13 protein-coding genes are annotated in these 19,733 nt (G+C 47.4%); 11 read left to right on the forward strand and 2 right to left on the reverse strand.

Annotation, left to right across the window (positions count from 1 at the left end):
* The first annotated feature begins 13 nt into the window (after positions 1-13).
* From pilW to der, 7 genes are all read left to right on the forward strand, one after another.
* On the forward strand, positions 14-802 hold the full coding sequence (gene pilW, locus L5M49_RS18925; protein ID WP_028761255.1) for a type IV pilus biogenesis/stability protein PilW: 789 nt from the start codon (positions 14-16) through the stop codon (positions 800-802).
* Positions 799-1,863: a RodZ domain-containing protein gene (locus L5M49_RS18930; protein WP_131523674.1), complete on the forward strand. Its 1,065-nt coding sequence runs from the start codon at positions 799-801 to the stop codon at positions 1,861-1,863. Before pilW ends, L5M49_RS18930 begins: the two co-directional genes overlap by 4 nt.
* Positions 1,864-1,911: 48 nt before the next feature.
* On the forward strand, positions 1,912-3,027 hold the full coding sequence (gene ispG / locus L5M49_RS18935) for a flavodoxin-dependent (E)-4-hydroxy-3-methylbut-2-enyl-diphosphate synthase (protein WP_105251894.1): 1,116 nt from the start codon (positions 1,912-1,914) through the stop codon (positions 3,025-3,027).
* 144 nt (positions 3,028-3,171) lie between these two features.
* Positions 3,172-4,449 carry a histidine--tRNA ligase gene (gene hisS / locus L5M49_RS18940; RefSeq protein ID WP_263266637.1) on the forward strand — a complete coding sequence of 426 codons (1,278 nt, stop codon included), beginning with the start codon at positions 3,172-3,174 and terminating at the stop codon, positions 4,447-4,449.
* A gap of 13 nt (positions 4,450-4,462) precedes the next feature.
* Positions 4,463-5,083 (forward strand): tetratricopeptide repeat protein, encoded by a 621-nt coding sequence (locus L5M49_RS18945; protein ID WP_263266638.1) that lies wholly within the window; start codon positions 4,463-4,465, stop codon positions 5,081-5,083.
* Positions 5,084-5,094: 11 nt separating this feature from the next.
* The gene (gene bamB / locus L5M49_RS18950) at positions 5,095-6,282 is read left to right on the forward strand and encodes an outer membrane protein assembly factor BamB (RefSeq protein ID WP_028761250.1); all 1,188 of its coding nucleotides are present in this window, start codon (positions 5,095-5,097) and stop codon (positions 6,280-6,282) included.
* Positions 6,283-6,361: 79 nt separating this feature from the next.
* A complete protein-coding gene (der, locus tag L5M49_RS18955; RefSeq protein WP_006082478.1) occupies positions 6,362-7,828 on the forward strand; it encodes a ribosome biogenesis GTPase Der in 1,467 nt (488 codons plus the stop codon).
* Between the two features lie 82 nt (positions 7,829-7,910).
* Here der and xseA read toward each other — a convergent pair whose 3' ends face one another.
* Complete coding sequence (xseA, locus tag L5M49_RS18960; RefSeq protein ID WP_263266639.1) at positions 7,911-9,257, reverse strand: exodeoxyribonuclease VII large subunit; 1,347 nt, start codon at positions 9,255-9,257, stop codon at positions 7,911-7,913.
* Between the two features lie 120 nt (positions 9,258-9,377).
* Here xseA and guaB point away from each other — a divergent pair, with 120 nt between their 5' ends.
* From guaB to tadA, 3 genes are all read left to right on the forward strand, one after another.
* Positions 9,378-10,844 carry an IMP dehydrogenase gene (guaB, locus tag L5M49_RS18965; RefSeq protein ID WP_006085677.1) on the forward strand — a complete coding sequence of 489 codons (1,467 nt, stop codon included), beginning with the start codon at positions 9,378-9,380 and terminating at the stop codon, positions 10,842-10,844.
* Positions 10,845-10,962: 118 nt separating this feature from the next.
* Complete coding sequence (gene guaA / locus L5M49_RS18970) at positions 10,963-12,540, forward strand: glutamine-hydrolyzing GMP synthase (protein WP_028761248.1); 1,578 nt, start codon at positions 10,963-10,965, stop codon at positions 12,538-12,540.
* 154 nt (positions 12,541-12,694) lie between these two features.
* Positions 12,695-13,219, forward strand: a complete 525-nt coding sequence (tadA, locus tag L5M49_RS18975) for a tRNA adenosine(34) deaminase TadA (RefSeq protein ID WP_411568947.1) — start codon at positions 12,695-12,697, stop codon at positions 13,217-13,219.
* Positions 13,220-13,689: 470 nt separating this feature from the next.
* Here the strand turns inward: tadA and mltF are convergent, their stop codons facing one another.
* On the reverse strand, positions 13,690-15,120 hold the full coding sequence (gene mltF, locus L5M49_RS18980; RefSeq protein WP_131523679.1) for a membrane-bound lytic murein transglycosylase MltF: 1,431 nt from the start codon (positions 15,118-15,120) through the stop codon (positions 13,690-13,692).
* A 279-nt stretch (positions 15,121-15,399) separates the two neighbouring features.
* On the opposite strand from mltF, the gene purL reads away from it, so the two are divergent.
* Positions 15,400-19,281: a phosphoribosylformylglycinamidine synthase gene (gene purL, locus L5M49_RS18985; RefSeq protein WP_263266656.1), complete on the forward strand. Its 3,882-nt coding sequence runs from the start codon at positions 15,400-15,402 to the stop codon at positions 19,279-19,281.
* Positions 19,282-19,733: the final 452 nt, after the last annotated feature.

Raw genomic sequence — 19,733 nt, forward strand, 5'->3', positions numbered from 1 at the left:
TATAGGCTTGCCCATGAAGCATGGATTGCCAAGGTTTTCGTTGATTTTAAGCCTGTCGTTATTGATGACAGGATGCGTCACTGAACGTACTTATACTGGGACAGATATTCCTGTTTCGGAACGAAAGTTAGACAAAGTCGCCGCCGCAAGAGAGCGGATGCAGCTCGGTTTAACCTATTTAAATCGAGGTAGCACGGAACAAGCCAAATACAATCTTGATAAAGCATTAGAATATGCTCCAGAGCTCGAAGATGTGCATACCGCTCTGGCTTATTACTATCAAACCGTGGGCGATTTAGTGCGTACCGAAGAGTCGTACATGAATGCCATTAGTACTAAGGACGCCTCTGGCGATTCCATGAATAATTTCGGGGTGTTTTTGTGCCAACAAAAGCAATACAACAAAGCTGAAAAAATGTTTTTGGCCGCAATTGAAATGCCCAAATATACGCGCACTGCCTCAAGCTATGAGAACTTAGGTCTTTGTAGTCGCGAAGCAGGACAAGCAGAAAAGGCACGACAGTATTTTCAGATGGCGTTAAAGTATGACCCGAGACGCTCGGTGTCATTACTGGAGTTGGCAGAGTTAGAAGTCGATCAAGGTGACTTTATTCAGGCGCGAAACCAATTAGCGCGCTATCACCAAGTGGCTGAGCAAACTCCAGAAAGTTTAGCGCTCGGGATCAAAATAGAGCAGGCAGTGAATGATGATGCCGCTGTGAAGAGATTTGGTATTTTATTGCTTGCCAAATTCCCAGCATCACCTCAGGCCAAGCAATACAGAGTTAATTTGCATCAATGAAAGATCATGAAACCAATGCGCCAGTTGAGTCGGTAGCACCGCAATCAGTCGCGCTAGATGTCACGCTTGGTACTTTATTAAAAGCCGCCCGCGAAAAAATGGGCCTTAGTATTCAAGATGCCGCTGTAAAGCTGCATCTACGTCCTCGTATTATTGAAGATATTGAAGCTGACAATTTTACAAATATTGCCTCATCGACTTATGTACGTGGCTATGTGAAAAACTACGCGCGTATGGTCAGTGCCGATGCGGCTTTGATTGAAGCTTGTCTTGTGCAGCAAGTGCCAGTTGTGACTGAGCCTGCAATGCAAAGTTTTTCACGCAAAACCACATATCAAGCTCGCGATACACGTTTAACTTGGCTGAGTATTTTTATCGTCATAGTGTTACTCGGTTCGTTAGTCGTCTGGTGGATGCAAAAAACGACCTTGCTAAGCACTATTGATGTGTCGCAACCCACGGCTGAAGAGGTCGCAGCAGCGAATCAGACGCTTCCAGGTGATGTGTTATTGACCGAAACGGATGCCAGTCCTCGTTTGACTGAGATTGCCGCAAACGGCTCAATGTCTATCGATGGTCCAATTAAAGATACTGATGCAAGCACTATTGATGTCAGCACAGGACCAACGGACAATAATTATCCTCAGACCGTTGATACGAGTAATGAAGATGGTGGTTCAGCAATCGCAGCCACTACGACAACGCCATCGGTTCCGCAAACGACAGCTCCTGTAGTCCAACAGCCTGTTAGTGCAACGCCTTCACCGACCACAACATCAACGACCACTGCAGCAAGTACTTTGGTTGCTGTTGCAGGACAATCGATTATAGATGTCCAGTTGACGGGTGATTGCTGGATAAACATTGTTGATGCTAAAGGTAAAGCATTAGTCGATGGTGTTAAAGGCGCTGGCGCAACAGTGCAAGTGAGCGGTGTACCGCCGTTTAAAGTCATTTTAGGTGCGCCCCATGTAGCGACTTTAAGCTTAGATGGACAAATTGTTAGCCTAGCGGATTTCCCCAAGGGACGAGTCGCGCGGTTAACCTTGCCTAAAGCCTAACGACCGCGTAATGATCTGCAGCACGTACCGAAATAGAGCGTATTAAGCATGTATAATGAAACTCCCATAAAAAGACGTCCTTCCACCCGCATTTATGTGGGTAATGTACCGATTGGTGATGGGGCGCCGATTGCTGTTCAGTCAATGACCAATACTAAGACCACAGATGTTGAAGCGACAATTGCTCAAATTCGTGCCTTAGAGAAAGTCGGTGCCGATATAGTGCGTATCTCTGTACCCACTATGGATGCGGCTGAAGCCTTTAAGCTCATTAAGCAAGCGGTCAATGTTCCTTTAGTGGCCGACATTCATTTTGATTATCGCATTGCTTTAAAAGTTGCTGAGTATGGTGTCGATTGCCTTCGAATCAATCCGGGTAATATAGGCAATGAAGAGCGTATTCGTAGCGTGGTGGAATGTGCCCGTGACCATAATATTCCCATCCGTATTGGTGTGAATGGTGGGTCATTAGAAAAAGATCTAATGGACAAGTACAAAGAACCCACACCTGAAGCCTTGCTTGAATCAGCTATGCGCCATGTGGATATTCTGGACAGATTGAACTTTGACCAGTTTAAGGTCAGCGTTAAAGCCTCCGATGTATTTTTAGCGGTCGAATCCTACCGTTTATTAGCAAAACAAATTCGCCAACCCTTGCATTTAGGCATTACCGAAGCTGGTGGCGCGCGCGCTGGTTCAGTGAAATCGGCCGTAGGCTTAGGTATGTTATTGGCCGAAGGCATAGGTGATACCCTGCGTATTTCCTTGGCCGCTGATCCGGTCGAAGAAATCAAAGTCGGTTTTGACATTTTAAAGTCGCTGCGTATTCGTAGCCGTGGCATTAACTTCATTGCTTGTCCATCTTGTTCTCGTCAAGAGTTCGATGTGATCAGTACAGTCAATGAGTTAGAGCGTCGCCTCGAAGACGTGACTACCGCCATGGATGTGTCTATTATCGGCTGCGTAGTTAACGGCCCAGGTGAAGCCTTAGTGTCGCACATCGGTTTAACCGGTGGGCACAATAAGAGCGGTTACTATGATGAGGGTGAACGTCAAAAAGAACGTTTTGACAACGACAACATTGTCGATTCCCTCGAAGCGAAAATTCGCGCAAAAGCCAGTCAAATGGCGAACCGTATTCAAATAAAAGACACAACTGAGTAATATGTACCCGCATTTGGGCATAGATTACGCCTAATGATGTTGAGCTAGGCCCCGAAACCGACGGGGTCGTTTTACGTTTTACGCTCAAAAGCCTATAATGCGTGACATTTTTATTAATTTAGCGAAATCGGACGAGTCGATACAGTGGCAAAACAGATCCAAGCGATTCGCGGAATGAATGACATTCTGCCAACTCAAAGTCCTCTATGGCAAAAAGTGGAAGCGGTACTACGTTCGAGCGTCAGTGCTTACGGTTACAGCGAAATCCGCACTCCAATAGTGGAAAATACCGATCTTTTTAAACGCTCTATCGGTGAAGTAACTGATATTGTTGAAAAAGAAATGTATACCTTCGCAGATAATAACGGTGATAGCTTAACGCTGCGCCCAGAAGGTACCGCGTCGACAGTGCGTGCAGGTAACGAAAACGGTCTGCTATATAACCAAGAGCAACGTCTTTGGTATATGGGTCCTATGTTCCGCCACGAACGCCCACAAAAAGGCCGTTATCGTCAGTTTAACCAATTTGGCGTTGAAGTGTATGGCATTGGCTCGGCTGATATTGATGCTGAAGTCCTAATGCTATCGGCACGTCTGTGGGAAAAACTCGGTATTAGCGAGCACGTCTCGTTAGAGCTAAATACCTTAGGTGATCCTGCTGAGCGCGCTGTTTATCGTGATGCCTTAATAGCGTTTTTAGAGCTGCATAAAGATGCGCTCGATGAAGACAGTAAGCGTCGCATGTACAGCAATCCGCTGCGAGTATTGGATTCAAAAGATCAAAATGTCCAAGCCATATTGGTTGATGCACCTGAGTTAATGGATTTTCTCGGTGAAGAATCGAAGACACATTTTTCACAATTGCGTGAACTACTTGATGCTGTGGGTATCAAATACACCATTAATCCGCGTCTAGTACGTGGTTTAGATTACTATAATCGCACTGTATTTGAATGGGTTACATCTAGTTTAGGCTCACAAGGTACTGTACTTGCGGGTGGTCGCTACGATGGTTTAGTCGCCCAGTTAGGTGGTAAAGATACTCCAGCGGTCGGTTTTGCTATGGGCTTAGAGCGCATTGTCTTGCTACTTGAAACCTTAGAGCTGACCAAAGATATTCCGCCAGAAGTGGATGTGTATGTCACGGCCATGGGTGATAGCTGTCTGGTTGAAGCCATCAAGGTCGCGCAGGAATTACGTAACGCACTGCCAAACCTTAAAGTGATGAGTCACTGTGGCGGCGGTAACGTGAAGAAACAAATGAAGCGTGCCGACAAAAGCGGTGCGAGTGTGGCACTACTGATAGGTGAAGATGAACTTGCCGAAAGTATGGTTACAGTTAAACATTTACGCAATGACATCGAACAACAACGGGTAGCTCGAAGTGCCTTAGGCGCATTTTTGGCTGAACTGATCAAATAAAGGGGACGTGCGCGTGGAAATTTATAGCACAGAAGAACAACAAGTTGATGCTATCAAGCAGTTCTGGAAAGATTACGGAAATTCAATTTTAATCGGTGCCGTAGTGGGTTTAGGCGGCTTATATGCGTGGAATTATTATTCTGACGTTAAAGTGGCGCAAGCGGAAGAAGCTTCAAAAGCGTTCCAAAATTTGACCACTAAATCTGCCGATGAAGCCGCTATGCTTGCGGGTGTCGCCGAGTTTTCTAAAAATCACGATCAAAAGGGCTATCAAGCCTTGTTAGAACTGATCGTGACCAAAACTGCGGTAGAAGCGAAGGATTATCCAAAAGCGATTGATGCTTTGAACAAGGTGATTACGGCTAAACCCGGTGCTGGTTTAGATGTGATTGCGACTTTGCGTTTAGCACGAGTACAAGCAGAGCAAGGTCAAATTGATGCAGCTCTAGCGACCTTAGATCAAGTAACAGATAAAGCTTTCTTTGCTCAGCGCGATGAGTTGAAAGGTGATTTCTTAGTACGTCAAGGTGATGTTGAGAAGGCAAAAACAGCTTATCAAGCTGCCATGGACAATGGTGGTGTGGTGACAAGCCCTGCGCTTAAAATCAAACTTGATAGCCTAAATCAGGCATAAGGGATCCCTTGATGAAGTCTTGGTGCAAAAACCTGCTAGCCGCTGGATTAAGTCTGGCCATGTTATCCGCCTGTTCGTCGAGCGATGTCGAAGAAGAACCGGTAAGTGAGTTAACTGCCATTCAGGCGACAGTGTTTCCTGAAGTGAGTTGGAGCACCTCTGTCGGCAATGGTGTTGGAGATTATTATTCTCGCCTCGCCCCCGCCGTTAGTTACGGAAAAATTTTTGCCGCCGACCGTTATGGTGAAGTGGTTGCCTTCGATGAGGCCACTGGCGAGCGCGTTTGGACTAAAGATTTCAGCGAAGAGTTTCGTGATAACGCTTTAGCGAAAAATAAAGGTGCGCGTATTGCTGCTGGTGTGACTGCTGCGCGTAATAAAGTCTTTTTAGGTGGTGAAAGTGGGCTGCTTGCTGCACTGAACGCTGAAGATGGTCAAGTGTTATGGCATGTCGTTGCGGGCGGTGAATTACTGTCTGCTCCCACTGTGGCCGATGACGTCGTGGTGGTCAGTACCAGCTCTGGTTCACTCGAAGCGTTTAACGTTGATACTGGCGCTAAGCTGTGGGTGTATGAAATGCAATTGCCGAATCTGACCCTGCGCGGTACAGGTTCTGCAGCTTACGAAGCGGGTGGTTTCTTCATAGGTACCGCCGATGGCAAAGTGGCTGTTGTGATTAAAAACAATGGTCAAGCTGCGTGGGAACAGGCGATTTACAATCCAACGGGCGGTAACGAGTTTACGCGTATGGCCGACGTGGATATGACCCCCTTGATCCTTGGCGACAATTTATATGCGGTGAGCTACAACGGTAACTTAGTGTCGATGGAACTGCGCACTGGTCGAGTTGTGTGGACACGTAAGTATTCTAGCTTTAACGAGTTAGCATCAGCGGGCCTAAGCTTGTACTTAGTTGACGATCACAGCCGTATCTACTCAGTTGATAAACGTAACGGTTTGGAACTGTGGAGTAATTCTGAGTTAGCTAACCGCACTCTGACATCTCCGGCTGTATATAAAGACTATTTAGTTGTGGGTGATTTCGAAGGTTATTTACACTTCATCGATCGCAGTACAGGGACGATTGTGGGTCGTGTCCAAGTGGACAGCTCAGGATTATACAGCCAGCCGTTAGTGGTGGATGATAAAATCTATGTTCAAGGTCGCAGCGGAAAGTTGGCTGTTGTAACACTTCCATAGTTAAAAGTGTTATCCTTGCTGAGCCCCTGGAAGTGTGTTCCGGGGGCTTTTTATTGAAAAGTTTTTTAGAGGCAAAATCATGATCCCTGTAGTGGCCCTTGTTGGTCGGCCGAACGTCGGTAAATCCACCCTATTTAATCGTCTTACGCGCACGCGTGATGCGCTGGTTGCTGACTTTCCTGGCCTAACACGTGACCGTAAATATGGTCGAGCATTCTTATCCGGCTATGAGTTCATTGTGGTCGATACCGGCGGTATCGATGGCACTGAAGAAGGGATCGAGACGAAAATGGCTGAGCAATCCCTTGCTGCCATTGAAGAAGCCGATGTCGTTTTATTTATGACCGATGCGCGCGCGGGTTTAACCGCCGCGGATCTGTCGATTGCACAGCACTTACGTAGCCGTGAAAAAACCACCTTTGTGGTTGCTAACAAAGTTGACGGTATTGATGCTGATTCTGCTTGTGCCGAGTTTTGGTCTTTAGGTCTAGGTGAAGTTTACCAAATGGCGGCGTCCCAAGGACGTGGCGTGACCAATATGATCGAATACGCGCTGACCCCTTATGCCGAAGCGATGGGCATTGTGCGTCAAGGTGAAGACGAAGTTACTGAAGAGCGTGAATATACCGAAGAAGAAGCCGAAGCTGAGCAAAAGCGTCTGCAAGATTTGCCTATCAAGCTGGCGATCATAGGTAAACCTAACGTCGGTAAGTCAACCCTGACTAACCGTATTCTAGGTGAAGAGCGTGTCGTGGTATTTGATGAACCCGGTACGACCCGTGACAGTATTTACATTCCAATGGAACGTGAAGGTCGCGAATACGTGATTATCGATACTGCGGGTGTTCGTCGCCGCAGTAAAGTACATCAAGTCATTGAGAAATTCTCAGTGATCAAGACCTTGAAAGCGGTTGAAGATGCTAACGTGGTTTTGCTTATCATCGATGCCCGTGAAGGTATCGCCGAACAAGATTTAGGTCTGTTAGGTTTCGCACTCAATGCGGGTCGCGCTTTGGTTATTGCTGTCAACAAGTGGGATGGTATCGACCAAGGCATTAAAGATCGCGTGAAGAGCGAGCTTGACCGTCGTCTTGGTTTTATCGACTTTGCCCGTATTCACTTTATTTCGGCGCTGCACGGTACTGGTGTTGGCCATTTATTTGAATCGATTGAAGAAGCTTACGACAGTGCTACACGCCGCGTCAGCACATCTATGCTGACCCGTATTATGCAAATGTCGCAGGACGATCACCAGCCGCCATTAGTGAATGGCCGTCGTGTGAAGCTTAAATACGCTCACGCCGGTGGTTACAATCCGCCAATCGTGGTTATTCACGGTAACCAAGTGAGTAGACTGCCTGACTCGTATAAGCGTTACATGATGAACTACTTCCGTCGTTCATTGAAAGTGGTGGGTACGCCAATCCAGCTGCGTTTCCAAGAGGGTGATAACCCATTTGAAAACAAGACTGAAAAGTTGACTATGAGCCAAGAGCGCCGCCGCAAGCGCGCACAAAGCCATATCAAAGACAGAAAAACCAAATAGTGTTTTTTACCAGACACATTTGAAACAAAAGGAACCTTAGGGTTCCTTTTGTGTTTTAAGACGATTTCAGCGTCATGTAGATTTATTCGAGCGGCTTTATCTGAGTGACGGTTGAAATCACTTGTCCATGGCGCAAGCGGGTCTGCAAACTATCACCTATGGCCAGTTTATCAGCAGAGTCGACCACTTGATTGTGGATGTCAGTGGTAATGCTGTAACCACGGCTTAAAGTGGCAAGCGGACTGACGGTTTCGAGTTGATGGGCCGCGTATTTTATCCGCTGTTCATTTTGGCTGAGTTTGTCCTGCAATGCATCCTGTAAGCGGCTCGCAAGATAACTTAAGCGGTTACCCTCAATGGCGAGTTTATGCTTGGGAGATTGCTGTTCAAGGCGGCTTGCGAGCAACTGCTGACGGCGGCTGAGCAGATGCAAGCGATTCGACAGCGCGGACTCTAGTCGTAATTGCATCTCATCGAATCTTTGTTCGAACTGCTGCAAAGTCCGTTTAGGGTCTTGGCGTTGCAGTCTGTGCTCTAGCAAACTAAGTCGTCTTTCTTGTTTAAGCTGATAATGTTTCGCGCTTTGTTGCAGGCGCGATAAGGCTGTGGCGAGTTTTTGCGCCTTATTATCACTGTCTTGTGATAATAGCTCCGCGCCCGCAGACGGTGTTGGGGCGCGGATATCAGCAACATAATCACTGATAGTCGTATCAACCTCGTGGCCGACGGCGCTGACAATGGGTAGGGCGCTGTTATAAATCGTGTGGGCGAGGGCTTCGCTGTTAAAACACCATAAATCCTCAAGCGAACCGCCGCCGCGGGTGAGCAATAATACATCGACTTCTAAACGTTGGTTGGCGATATTGATTGCCTGACAAATACTCTGCGCTGCGGTTTCGCCCTGAACTTGGGTCGGATAGATAATGACTTCGATGGAAGGATCGCGCCTTGCCAATACATGTAACACATCACGGATCGCTGCACCCGTAGGTGACGTAATAACGCCAATGCGCTGAATATTCTTCGGTAGCAATCTTTTGGTGTCGGCGGCAAATAATCCTTCTGCGGCTAGCTTCATCTTGAGTGCATCGAACTGCTGGGCGAGTAATCCATCCCCAGCGGGCAGCATGGACTCAATTAATAATTGATAGTCGCCTCTGGGTTCATAAACGCTGATCGCGCCTTTGACCAGCACTTGCTGACCATTGATGGGCTTAAAGCTGACCGTCTGGTTACGGCCTTTAAACATGGCGCAACGGATCTGCGAAGAGTGGTCTTTTAAAGTGAGATACCAATGCCCTGAGCTGGGGGAGGAAAAGTTGGATATTTCGCCATTGAGCCAGATTTTACCCAGTTGCCCCTCGAGAATTTGTCTGACTTCACCATTGAGCCGCGAGACAGTATAAATGTTGTTTTTGGTGCCTTGCATCGAATAACTCAATAAAATGGGGATATTTACTATTTTCCATTTACCAGTGGCGATATGCAAGGTATAATCCCGCCGCAATATTTCACCTCTAAATCCTACTCAACTGGGGAGATGTTGCATATGCTACGTTTAATTAAAGAAGCGCTTACTTTTGACGATGTGTTGCTTGTTCCTGCGCATTCGACTGTACTCCCAAATACCGCCATTCTAAAAACTCGCCTGACCAATACCATTGAATTGAATATCCCACTTGTGTCTGCCGCTATGGACACAGTTACCGAAGCTCGTCTTGCGATCGCGATGGCGCAGGAAGGCGGCTTAGGCTTTATTCATAAAAACATGAGCATTGAAAAACAAGCCGAAGAAGTTCGTAAAGTAAAAATTTACGAAGCGGGCGTGGTTCAACAACCTGTGACTGTGACCCCATCAACGACCTTAGCCGATCTGAAAGTGTTAACACTGAAGAATGGTTTTGCGGGTTATCCCGTAGTCAACGAAGCCAACGAGCTGGTCGGTATCATCACTGGTCGTGACGTACGTTTCGTGACAGATTGGAGCAAAACGGTAGAAGAAGTGATGACGCCTAAAGCGCGTTTAGTCACTGTTGCCGAAGGCACTAAATTAGATGAAGTGCAAAAATTGATGCACTCACATCGTATCGAAAAAGTTCTTGTGGTTGATGATAACTATAAGCTGAAAGGCCTCATCACAGTTAAAGACTTCGAAAAAGCCGAACGTAAACCGAATGCCTGTAAAGATGAGTTAGGCCGTTTACGTGTTGGTGCCGCCGTAGGTGCGGGCGCTGGTAATGAAGAGCGTGTTGACGCTCTGGTTAAAGCCGGTGTTGACGTTTTACTTATCGATTCTTCCCATGGCCATTCCGAAGGCGTTTTACAACGCATTCGTGAAACTCGCGCTAAACATCCTGATTTGCAAATTATCGGTGGTAACGTTGCTACGGCTGAAGGTGCATTAGCCTTAGTCGAAGCGGGTGTTAACGCAGTTAAAGTGGGTATTGGCCCTGGTTCTATCTGTACGACTCGTATCGTGACAGGTGTTGGCGTACCACAAATTACTGCGGTATCCGATGCTGCCGCAGCCATGAAGAGCCTAGGTATTCCTGTGATTGCCGACGGCGGCATTCGTTTCTCTGGCGATTTAGCCAAAGCATTAGCCGCGGGTGCATCTTGCATTATGGCGGGCTCAATGTTTGCGGGAACTGAGGAAGCACCAGGTGAAACTGAGTTATATCAAGGCCGTGCGTATAAATCCTACCGTGGTATGGGTTCATTAGGTGCTATGTCTCAAGGTTCATCTGACCGCTATTTTCAATCGGACAACGCTGCAGACAAGTTAGTCCCCGAAGGTGTAGAGGCGCGCGTGCCTTATAAAGGCAAGTTGAAGGAAATCATCCATCAACATATGGGCGGCCTACGTTCTTGCATGGGATTAACAGGTTGCGCCACCATTCTAGAGCTGAATGAAAAAGCCCAATTTGTGAAAGTGACTTCAGCGGGCATGGGCGAATCCCATGTACACGATGTGACTATCACGAAAGAAGCGCCCAACTACCGTTCAGGTTCTTAATCGTTTGATAAGAGGGGCGGCGTAAGCCGCCTCTTTGTAAAACGTATGATCCAATACTTAAAGCTGGCAGTCGCTGCTTTGAGCAATGTTAAAACAATAGATGAGATAAAGGTTACCCATGAGCGATATTCATGAGCACAAGATACTGATCCTCGATTTTGGATCCCAGTACACTCAACTGATTGCCCGTCGTATCCGTGAAATCGGCGTTTACTGTGAATTATGGGCTTGGGACGTAACAGAAGCCCAAATCCGCGAATTTGCCCCGAACGGCATTATTCTTGCGGGCGGACCAGAAAGTGTTACGGCTGAAAACTCGCCGCGTGCGCCTGAATACGTCTTTACCGCAGGTGTGCCGGTACTGGGCATTTGTTACGGCATGCAGACTATGTCTGAGCAGTTGGGCGGTAAAGTGATCCAAGGTGTGGGCGAAGGTGAATTCGGCTACGCTCAAATTGAAATGCTGACAGATTCATTGCTATTCAAAGGCATTGAAGATGCGGTTAGCAGTGACGGCAAACCCTTACTCGACGTATGGATGAGCCACGGTGATAAAGTGTCGGCTATTCCTGAAGGGTTTGTGGCGGTCGCTAAAACGGACACTTGTCCATTTGCCGCTATGGCAAACGAAGAGAAGCAATTCTTCGGCGTACAGTTCCACCCAGAAGTGACCCACACTCGCCAAGGCATGCGCATGTTATCGCACTTTGCCTTAGATATTTGTGGCTGTGCGGCGAACTGGAAACCTTCCTCTATCATCGAAGATGCGATTGAGCGCTTGAAGAAGCAAATCGGTGATGATGAAGTGATTTTAGGATTATCGGGCGGTGTTGATTCTTCGGTTGTGGCTATGCTGCTACACCGTGCTATCGGTAAAAAACTGACCTGCGTATTCGTTGATAACGGTTTATTGCGTTTGAATGAAGCCGAGCAAGTGATGGAAATGTTTGGCGATCATTTCGGCCTGAATATCATCCATGTTGATGCGGAAAACCGTTTCCTCGATGCGATGAAAGGCGAAGCCGATCCAGAAGCTAAGCGTAAGATCATCGGCCGCGTATTCGTGGAAATTTTCGATGAAGAATCGAAAAAATGCGCCAATGCCAAATGGTTAGCGCAAGGCACGATTTATCCAGACGTGATTGAATCTGCCGGTAGTGCCACAGGCAAAGCCCATGTGATTAAATCTCACCATAACGTTGGCGGTTTGCCAGCCGATATGGCGCTTGGTTTAGTCGAGCCTCTGCGTGAACTGTTCAAAGATGAAGTGCGTAAAATTGGTCTTGAGTTAGGCCTGCCATACAACATGCTTTATCGTCACCCGTTCCCAGGACCAGGTCTTGGTGTACGCGTATTAGGTGAAGTGAAAAAAGAATACTGTGACTTGCTGCGCCGCGCCGATGCTATCTTCATTGAAGAACTGCATAAAGCCGACTTATACAATAAAGTCAGCCAAGCCTTTACTGTGTTCTTACCTGTACGCTCAGTCGGTGTTATGGGCGATGGCCGTAAATATGACTGGGTTGTATCACTGCGCGCCGTGGAAACAATCGATTTTATGACAGCCCATTGGGCACATCTGCCCTATGATTTCTTAGGTCGCGTATCAAACCGTATCATTAACGAAGTCGATGGCATTTCCCGTGTGGTTTACGATATCTCTGGCAAGCCGCCAGCGACTATCGAATGGGAATAAGTTAATTATTTGAATTAACGATTAAAAGGCGCCTAGTGCGCCTTTTTTGTTGTTCGATGGATTAACTTAGGCTAATGAGTCAGCCGTGAAATATCTGTGCTTGACTGATATAATCCGGCTTTATTTTTTGCTAAAAGAGATAAAGGTGTAAGTGGTGCAAACGCAACAAGACGAACAATCTCAGCAAGATGAACATTGGATGCAAGTCGCGATGGAGATGGCAGAAAAAGCCGAGGCCGAGGGCGAAGTGCCAGTAGGTGCGGTATTGGTCAAAGGCGGTCAGCAGATTGCGACGGGTTACAATTTATCCATTAGCCAGCACGATCCTAGCGCCCATGCGGAAATTTTATGTTTGCGGGAAGCGGGGCGTTTGGTCGAAAACTATCGTCTTTTAGATGCGACTTTATATGTCACCCTCGAGCCTTGCGCTATGTGTGCGGGCGCTATGGTGCATAGCAGAATTGCTCGTGTGGTATTTGGCGCACGCGATGAAAAAACGGGTGCAGCGGGTACTGTGGTGAATTTATTGCGACATCCGGCGTTTAATCACCAAGTTGAAGTCACATCGGGGGTGCTGGCCGATGCTTGTAGCGCGCAATTGAGTCGTTTTTTTAAACGCCGCAGGGAAGAGAAAAAAGCCCTGAAACAGGCTCAAAAGGCGCAGCAAGCTATTGGGTAAGTGACGATTAACGTGACAGGATTAATCCTGAGACTGAATAAAAGTAAAGAAGAGTTTTTGACGATTTAAAATACGGCGATGACGAATTTTTAGCAAAGTACGACGACGCGCAACGGTATTGTTGATGGTTTTTCTTCTCATATTGACCCCATTAATTGTTATTATCGATGCCCTACAGAGATTTATCTTAGGTCATAACCCAAGACAGTAGCAGTTGCACAGGAGTGCAGCAATAGCACTGGTCAGATAAGCTGAACTAAACGATGTTTTTAATCGCAAATTTGAGTTAGGTTGGCAAACCTTAATTCAGCTTGCCTGTTGCTTAGTATCTGACCTTGTTGAAGACATCTACGTACATCTTGATGTTTTTATGTTGATGTTCTAATTGCGTAAAACTCTGTACTTGATATATAAGAAGTGAGTTGTTGGATTGTCGTTTGGCCCATGCACCTGAGCGCTAACGAGTTAAGCTATTTAGGTTGATCAGGACTTAACGTTCCCGCAGGAAGTACGGGTTCTTCCGCAGTAAGATCGCTCGAGTCTTCATCGGGGTCAGGTTGTTTCGACTGATTATCCACCCAGACTAACGTGTCATAGTAGCGACGGATGCTGTCGACGTAATGAACGGCTTCACTGCCTCGGGCGTAACCATAACGTGTTTTTTGATAATATTTACGCTTTTGCAGTAGCGGTAGTACCTTTTTTAAATCTCGCCAAGCATTGGGATTTAACTCCATCGATTCCGCAAGCTTACGTGCATCTTCAATATGGGCATATCCTATGTTGTAAGAGGCCAGCGCAAACCACATGCGTTGACTCTCGGGGATCGATTCTGGCAGGCGATTGATCATATCGTTCAAATACGCCGCGCCGCCGCGAATACTTTCTTCGGCATCGAGTCGGTTGGTGATCCCAATCTCTTTGGCGGTTGGCTGAGTCAACATCATCATGCCACGCACTCCTGTGGCCGAGCGGGCATTAGGATTCCAATGTGACTCTTGATAGCTGGTTGCTGCCAGTTTACGCCAATCTAAATTGCCTGCATGGGTTTCAAATAATTGTCGATAACGCGGCAATACTGTCTCAATGGCACGGATAAATGCGCGAGTATCGATATAATCGAAGCGTTTTACATGACCAAAGTATTTCTCGTTGAGATGATCCAGCGTACCGGCAAGCTTCTCTTGGTGCCAAAAGGCCAGCAATTTACTCATAAGTTCATCACTGTGAGTGGGAGGTAATAGCCAGATCACATCGAGTTTTTCTTCTAGCACAGGGCCTGAGCGTAGGTCGGGCAGGTAGCGACGGTTGATCTGTACGCTGCTGGAGTCGGCGATAGTGTAGTCAATTTCTTTGTTGGCAATCATAGCCAACAACTCTTCACTGTCTTTGTCGGTAATTTGATCCCACACCAGCGTTGGATAATGCTTTTGCAACTGGGTCAAGGTCTCGACGAAGGAAGAGTCGGCGATAACGGTGATCTTGCCTTTTAAATCACTGATGTCTTTTGGGGTTGGCATGCCTTCGCGATACACCAACACTTGATTCACCCGGTATAGCGGTGGACCTAAGCGGAACTGTTCTCGCCTTGTGGGTGTTTCTGTCATGCCTGCAGCAATAATATCGATTTCATTCTTTTTGAGGGCTTCGTACAACTCGATACGGTTTGTGTAGGGCACCATTTTTAAGGGCACATTTAAGTATTCGGCAAACAATACCGCCATATCGTAATCGAAACCGCTATCACCTTGGCCCGAGGTCATATAAATCTGTGGGCCGTAAAGTGTACCGACTCTTAGCTCAGTTAATTTTTTTGGCACGAATTCTGTTTCGTCCACGGTCACCTGCTGACAGGCAGTCAGTAGGAAACCTAAGATAAGAGCGAACAGAAATCGAGTCATTAAATGTACTTATAGTAAATAAAATCAATATTATAGATAGCGAGTTAACAGTGGGGCATTAGTGGTGAACTGGCTGACATTGGTGGGATTATATCCGTTTGTCTGCGATTTCGAAAAAAAATCATTCTGGGGGAAAGTGCAGTCGACACAATACTGGGCTTTTTATATCACAGGAAACACTGTTTTGCGTAAGGTCGCAGGTGATTTGTGACAGACATTTCCTTATAATAGCGCCACCTCTGACCCCTGCAATAATAAATAATAAGGTGAATAGACGTGATGGAGATCATCCGCGGAGCCCCTGCACTCTCGACGTTTAGGGTGCAAAAGCTGATGGAGGCCTGCGAAAACGCGGCGCTTCCGGTACGCCAAATCTATGCTGAGTATGTCCATTTAGCGGATTTGAGCGAGTTGCTCGACACAAATGAACGCCAGCAACTTGAAAAAATTCTCACCTATGGACCTGCGATAGAAGCTCATATCCCCCAAGGTTCACTCCTGTTTGTCACTCCTCGCCCCGGTACTATTTCTCCTTGGTCTTCAAAAGCTACTGACATCGCGCACAATTGTGGCCTTGGTAAAGTGAAGCGTTTGGAGCGAGGCGTTGCGTATTATGTCGAGTCAGATGCACTGACAGCGCCTCAGCAACAAGCCTTAAATGCGTTGCTGCACGATCGCATGGTTGAAATTATCCTCGATGATTTTACCAAAGCCGATGTGCTGTTCAAACGCACTGAGCCTGCGCCGTTTAAGAGCGTCAATATTCTTGCCGAAGGTCGCCGCGCACTTGAAGTGGCTAACACTGCATTGGGGCTTGCCTTAGCCGAAGATGAAATCGACTATTTAGTCGAGAACTTCGTCCGTTTAGGCCGTAATCCCCATGACATCGAATTGATGATGTTTGCTCAGGCGAACTCTGAGCATTGTCGTCATAAAATTTTTAATGCAGATTGGACCATTGACGGTGAAGTTCAGCCTAAGTCATTGTTCAAGATGATCAAGAACACTTTTGAAACCACGCCTGATCACGTGTTATCTGCCTACAAAGATAACGCTGCTGTGATGGAAGGTTCGGTTGCGGGTCGTTTCTTCCCCGATCCTGATGGGGTATATAACTACCACACTGAACCTATGCACATCCTGATGAAAGTGGAAACCCACAACCATCCAACCGCCATCAGCCCATATCCTGGCGCTGCAACCGGTTCGGGTGGTGAAATCCGTGATGAAGGCGCGACAGGCCGTGGTTCTAAACCTAAAGCGGGTTTAACAGGCTTTAGTGTATCCAATTTAAAAATCCCAGGTTTTGTTCAACCATGGGAAGGTAACTATGGCAAGCCAGAGCGAATCGTGAGCGCGCTGGATATCATGACCGAAGGACCACTCGGCGGCGCGGCATTTAACAACGAGTTTGGTCGTCCGGCACTGGTCGGTTATTTCCGTACCTATGAGCAGGAAGTCAGCAGCCACAACGGCGTTGAAGTCCGTGGTTACCACAAGCCTATTATGCTAGCCGGTGGTTTAGGTAACATTCGTGAAGAACACGTACAAAAGGGCGAAATTACTGTTGGCGCTAAGCTGATTGTGCTCGGTGGCCCTGCGATGAACATAGGTCTGGGCGGCGGCGCCGCTTCGTCTATGGCATCGGGTCAATCGAGTGAAGACTTAGATTTTGCTTCTGTGCAACGTGAAAACCCAGAAATGGAACGTCGTTGTCAGGAAGTGATTGACCGCTGTTGGCAGCTTGGCGATAAAAACCCGATCCAATTTATCCACGATGTGGGCGCGGGCGGTTTGTCGAACGCTTTCCCTGAACTCGTGAATGACGGCGAGCGTGGCGGTTTATTCAATCTGCGTAACGTGCCTTCGGATGAGCTTGGCATGAGCCCGCTGGAAATCTGGTGTAACGAATCACAAGAGCGTTATGTGATGTCAGTTGCCCCTGAAAACCTCGCACTATTTACTGCCATCTGTGAGCGTGAGCGCGCGCCTTTTGCGGTTGTGGGTGAAGCGACGGCAGAGAAACATTTAACGCTTAGCGATAGCCATTTCGACAATAATCCTATCGATTTACCGCTCGAAGTCTTATTAGGCAAAGCGCCTAAGATGAGCCGCGATGTGGTATCGGCCAAAGCCGTATCGCCAGCGCTCGAACAAAACAAGATTGATGTTAAAGAAGCGGTTAAACGCGTACTGAGCTTGCCTACAGTTGCGGATAAAACCTTCCTTATCACTATTGGCGATCGCACAGTCACGGGTTTAGTGAACCGTGACCAAATGGTGGGTCCATGGCAAGTGCCTGTGGCCGATTGCGCTGTGACTGCGGCAAGCTTTGATACCTACGCCGGTGAAGCTATGTCACTGGGTGAACGTACACCGCTGGCACTGCTTGATTTTGGCGCCTCTGCCCGTATGGCTGTGGCTGAATCAATCATGAATATCGCTGGTGCCGATATCGGTTCATTTAAGCGTATTAAGCTTTCTGCCAACTGGATGTCTGCCGCGGGTCACCCAGGTGAAGATGCGGGTCTTTATGAAGCGGTGAAAGCCGTAGGTGAAGAACTGTGTCCAGAGCTCTGCCTGACCATTCCGGTCGGTAAAGACTCTATGTCGATGAAGACCGCATGGCAACAAGATGGCGCGGATAAAACCGTGACCTCACCTATGTCATTGGTCATTACCGCCTTTGGTGTGGTGCAAGATATTCGCAATACAGTGACGCCAGAGCTACGCACAGATAAAGGCGAAACGTCTTTACTGTTAGTGGATTTAGGTGCGGGCAAAAATCGTTTAGGCGGTTCTTGTTTAGCTCAAGTGTTTGGTGAGCTGGGTGATATTGCGCCGGATCTTGACGATGCTGCACTGCTGCGCGGTTTCTTCGAAACCATGCAAAATCTGGTGGCTAAGAAGTCGGTTATCGCTTACCACGACCGTAGCGACGGTGGTTTATTCACTACCTTAGTGGAAATGGCTTTTGCTGGTAATACAGGTTTAGACATAGATGTAGAAGACTTGCAGGGCACTGATTTAGAACGACTCTTTAATGAAGAGCTCGGCGCTGTACTGCAAGTGAGCCGTGACAATGCTGCGAAAATTGCCGCTCAGTTCGCTATCGCTGGCGTGCCTTGCCATGTGATCGGAACTCTAGCCGACGATCAACGCATCACTATTAAAGATGGCGCGCGTGAAATCTTCAGTGATACCCGTGTAGCGCTGCGTACTGTGTGGTCAGAAACCACGTATCGTATGCAAGCTCTGCGTGATAACCCAGCGTGCGCGCTTGAAGAGTTCAAACTTAAGCAAGACGAAACCGATTTAGGCTTAACCGTTAACTTAAGTTTTGATCCAAGCACTGATGTTGCCGCGCCTTATATTCTTAAGGGCGCTGCGCCTAAGATGGCGATTTTGCGTGAGCAGGGCGTTAACTCCCACGTAGAAATGGCCGCTGCTTTTGATCGTGCCGGATTTGAAAGCCGCGACGTACACATGTCGGATATTTTATCTGGCCGTATCAGCCTAGGTGAGTTTCAAGGCCTAGTGGCCTGTGGTGGCTTCTCCTACGGTGACGTATTAGGTGCGGGTGAAGGTTGGGCTAAGTCGATTTTGTTTAATGAGCGTGCTCGCGATGAGTTTTCTCGTTTCTTTGAACGTGACTCAAGTTTCGCCCTTGGCGTGTGTAATGGTTGTCAAATGCTGTCGAACCTGAAGGAAATTATCCCAGGCAGCGAGCACTGGCCACGTTTTGTGCGTAACCGCTCAGAGCGTTTTGAAGCGCGTTTTAGCTTAGTTGAAGTGCAACAGAGCCCGTCGTTATTCTTCCAAGGTATGGCAGGTTCACGTATGCCCATTGCTGTATCCCACGGTGAAGGTTTGGCTGAGTTTGCTAGCCCTGAAGCGCTGGCGATTGCCGAAGCGTCAGGCACGATTGCGCTGCGTTTTGTCAATGGTAAGGGGAATATCGCGACTCAGTATCCACAAAACCCGAACGGCTCGCCAAATGGCTTGACTGGGATTTGTACCACCGATGGCCGCGTAACCTTGATGATGCCGCACCCCGAACGTGTGTTCAGAACTGTGGCGAACTCTTGGCATCCGGATGCTTGGGGTGAAGATAGCCCTTGGATGCGTATGTTCCGTAATGCACGAGTGACCTTAGGTTAAGCGTTTAAAGTCAATGGCTTTTGCCTTTGTTGAGGGGCAAAAGCAGGTTAATGAAAGCGTAAAAAAGGAGCGATAATTTCGCTCCTTTTTTTATATATAAAATGCATTTTATGGAAGTGATTGTATTTTAAATTATTAACGCTTATTGCAAATAATCTAATGGACTAAAGTGGCAAAATAGCCACTTTAATCGGTAAATACCTATTAATAGGTATGTTGCGCATTTGATACGGGGCGTGGTGTTTTATGGGGTTCTGGAGTTGTTGGGGGATGCTAGGGTCTTAATATAGAAAAAGCCCCCAATCTCAGGGAGATGGGGGCCCGTTTTGCGCTAACAAAACTTCACATAAATGCAATCAATTTCACGAGTAATTCTGGGGATTATTTCAGCTCATTAGCTGTATAAAGTTCAACAAAAACACGCTTGTAGCTGTTAACCAGACGTTCAAATA

Origin of the sequence: Shewanella sp. SM74, from assembly GCF_025653725.1 — a bacterium.
GTDB lineage: Bacteria > Pseudomonadota > Gammaproteobacteria > Enterobacterales > Shewanellaceae > Shewanella > Shewanella oncorhynchi.

Excerpts from the sequence above, each read along its gene's own strand:
- pilW (WP_028761255.1), top strand. The coding sequence starts at position 14 with ATGAAGCATGGATTGCCAAGGTTTTCGTTGATTTTAAGCCTGTCGTTA.
- L5M49_RS18930 (WP_131523674.1), top strand. The coding sequence starts at position 799 with ATGAAAGATCATGAAACCAATGCGCCAGTTGAGTCGGTAGCACCGCAA.
- guaB (WP_006085677.1), top strand. The coding sequence starts at position 9,378 with ATGCTACGTTTAATTAAAGAAGCGCTTACTTTTGACGATGTGTTGCTT.
- ispG (WP_105251894.1), top strand. The coding sequence starts at position 1,912 with ATGTATAATGAAACTCCCATAAAAAGACGTCCTTCCACCCGCATTTAT.
- mltF (WP_131523679.1), bottom strand. The coding sequence starts at position 15,120 with ATGACTCGATTTCTGTTCGCTCTTATCTTAGGTTTCCTACTGACTGCC.
- guaA (WP_028761248.1), top strand. The coding sequence starts at position 10,963 with ATGAGCGATATTCATGAGCACAAGATACTGATCCTCGATTTTGGATCC.
- der (WP_006082478.1), top strand. The coding sequence starts at position 6,362 with ATGATCCCTGTAGTGGCCCTTGTTGGTCGGCCGAACGTCGGTAAATCC.
- xseA (WP_263266639.1), bottom strand. The coding sequence starts at position 9,257 with ATGCAAGGCACCAAAAACAACATTTATACTGTCTCGCGGCTCAATGGT.
- purL (WP_263266656.1), top strand. The coding sequence starts at position 15,400 with ATGGAGATCATCCGCGGAGCCCCTGCACTCTCGACGTTTAGGGTGCAA.
- bamB (WP_028761250.1), top strand. The coding sequence starts at position 5,095 with ATGAAGTCTTGGTGCAAAAACCTGCTAGCCGCTGGATTAAGTCTGGCC.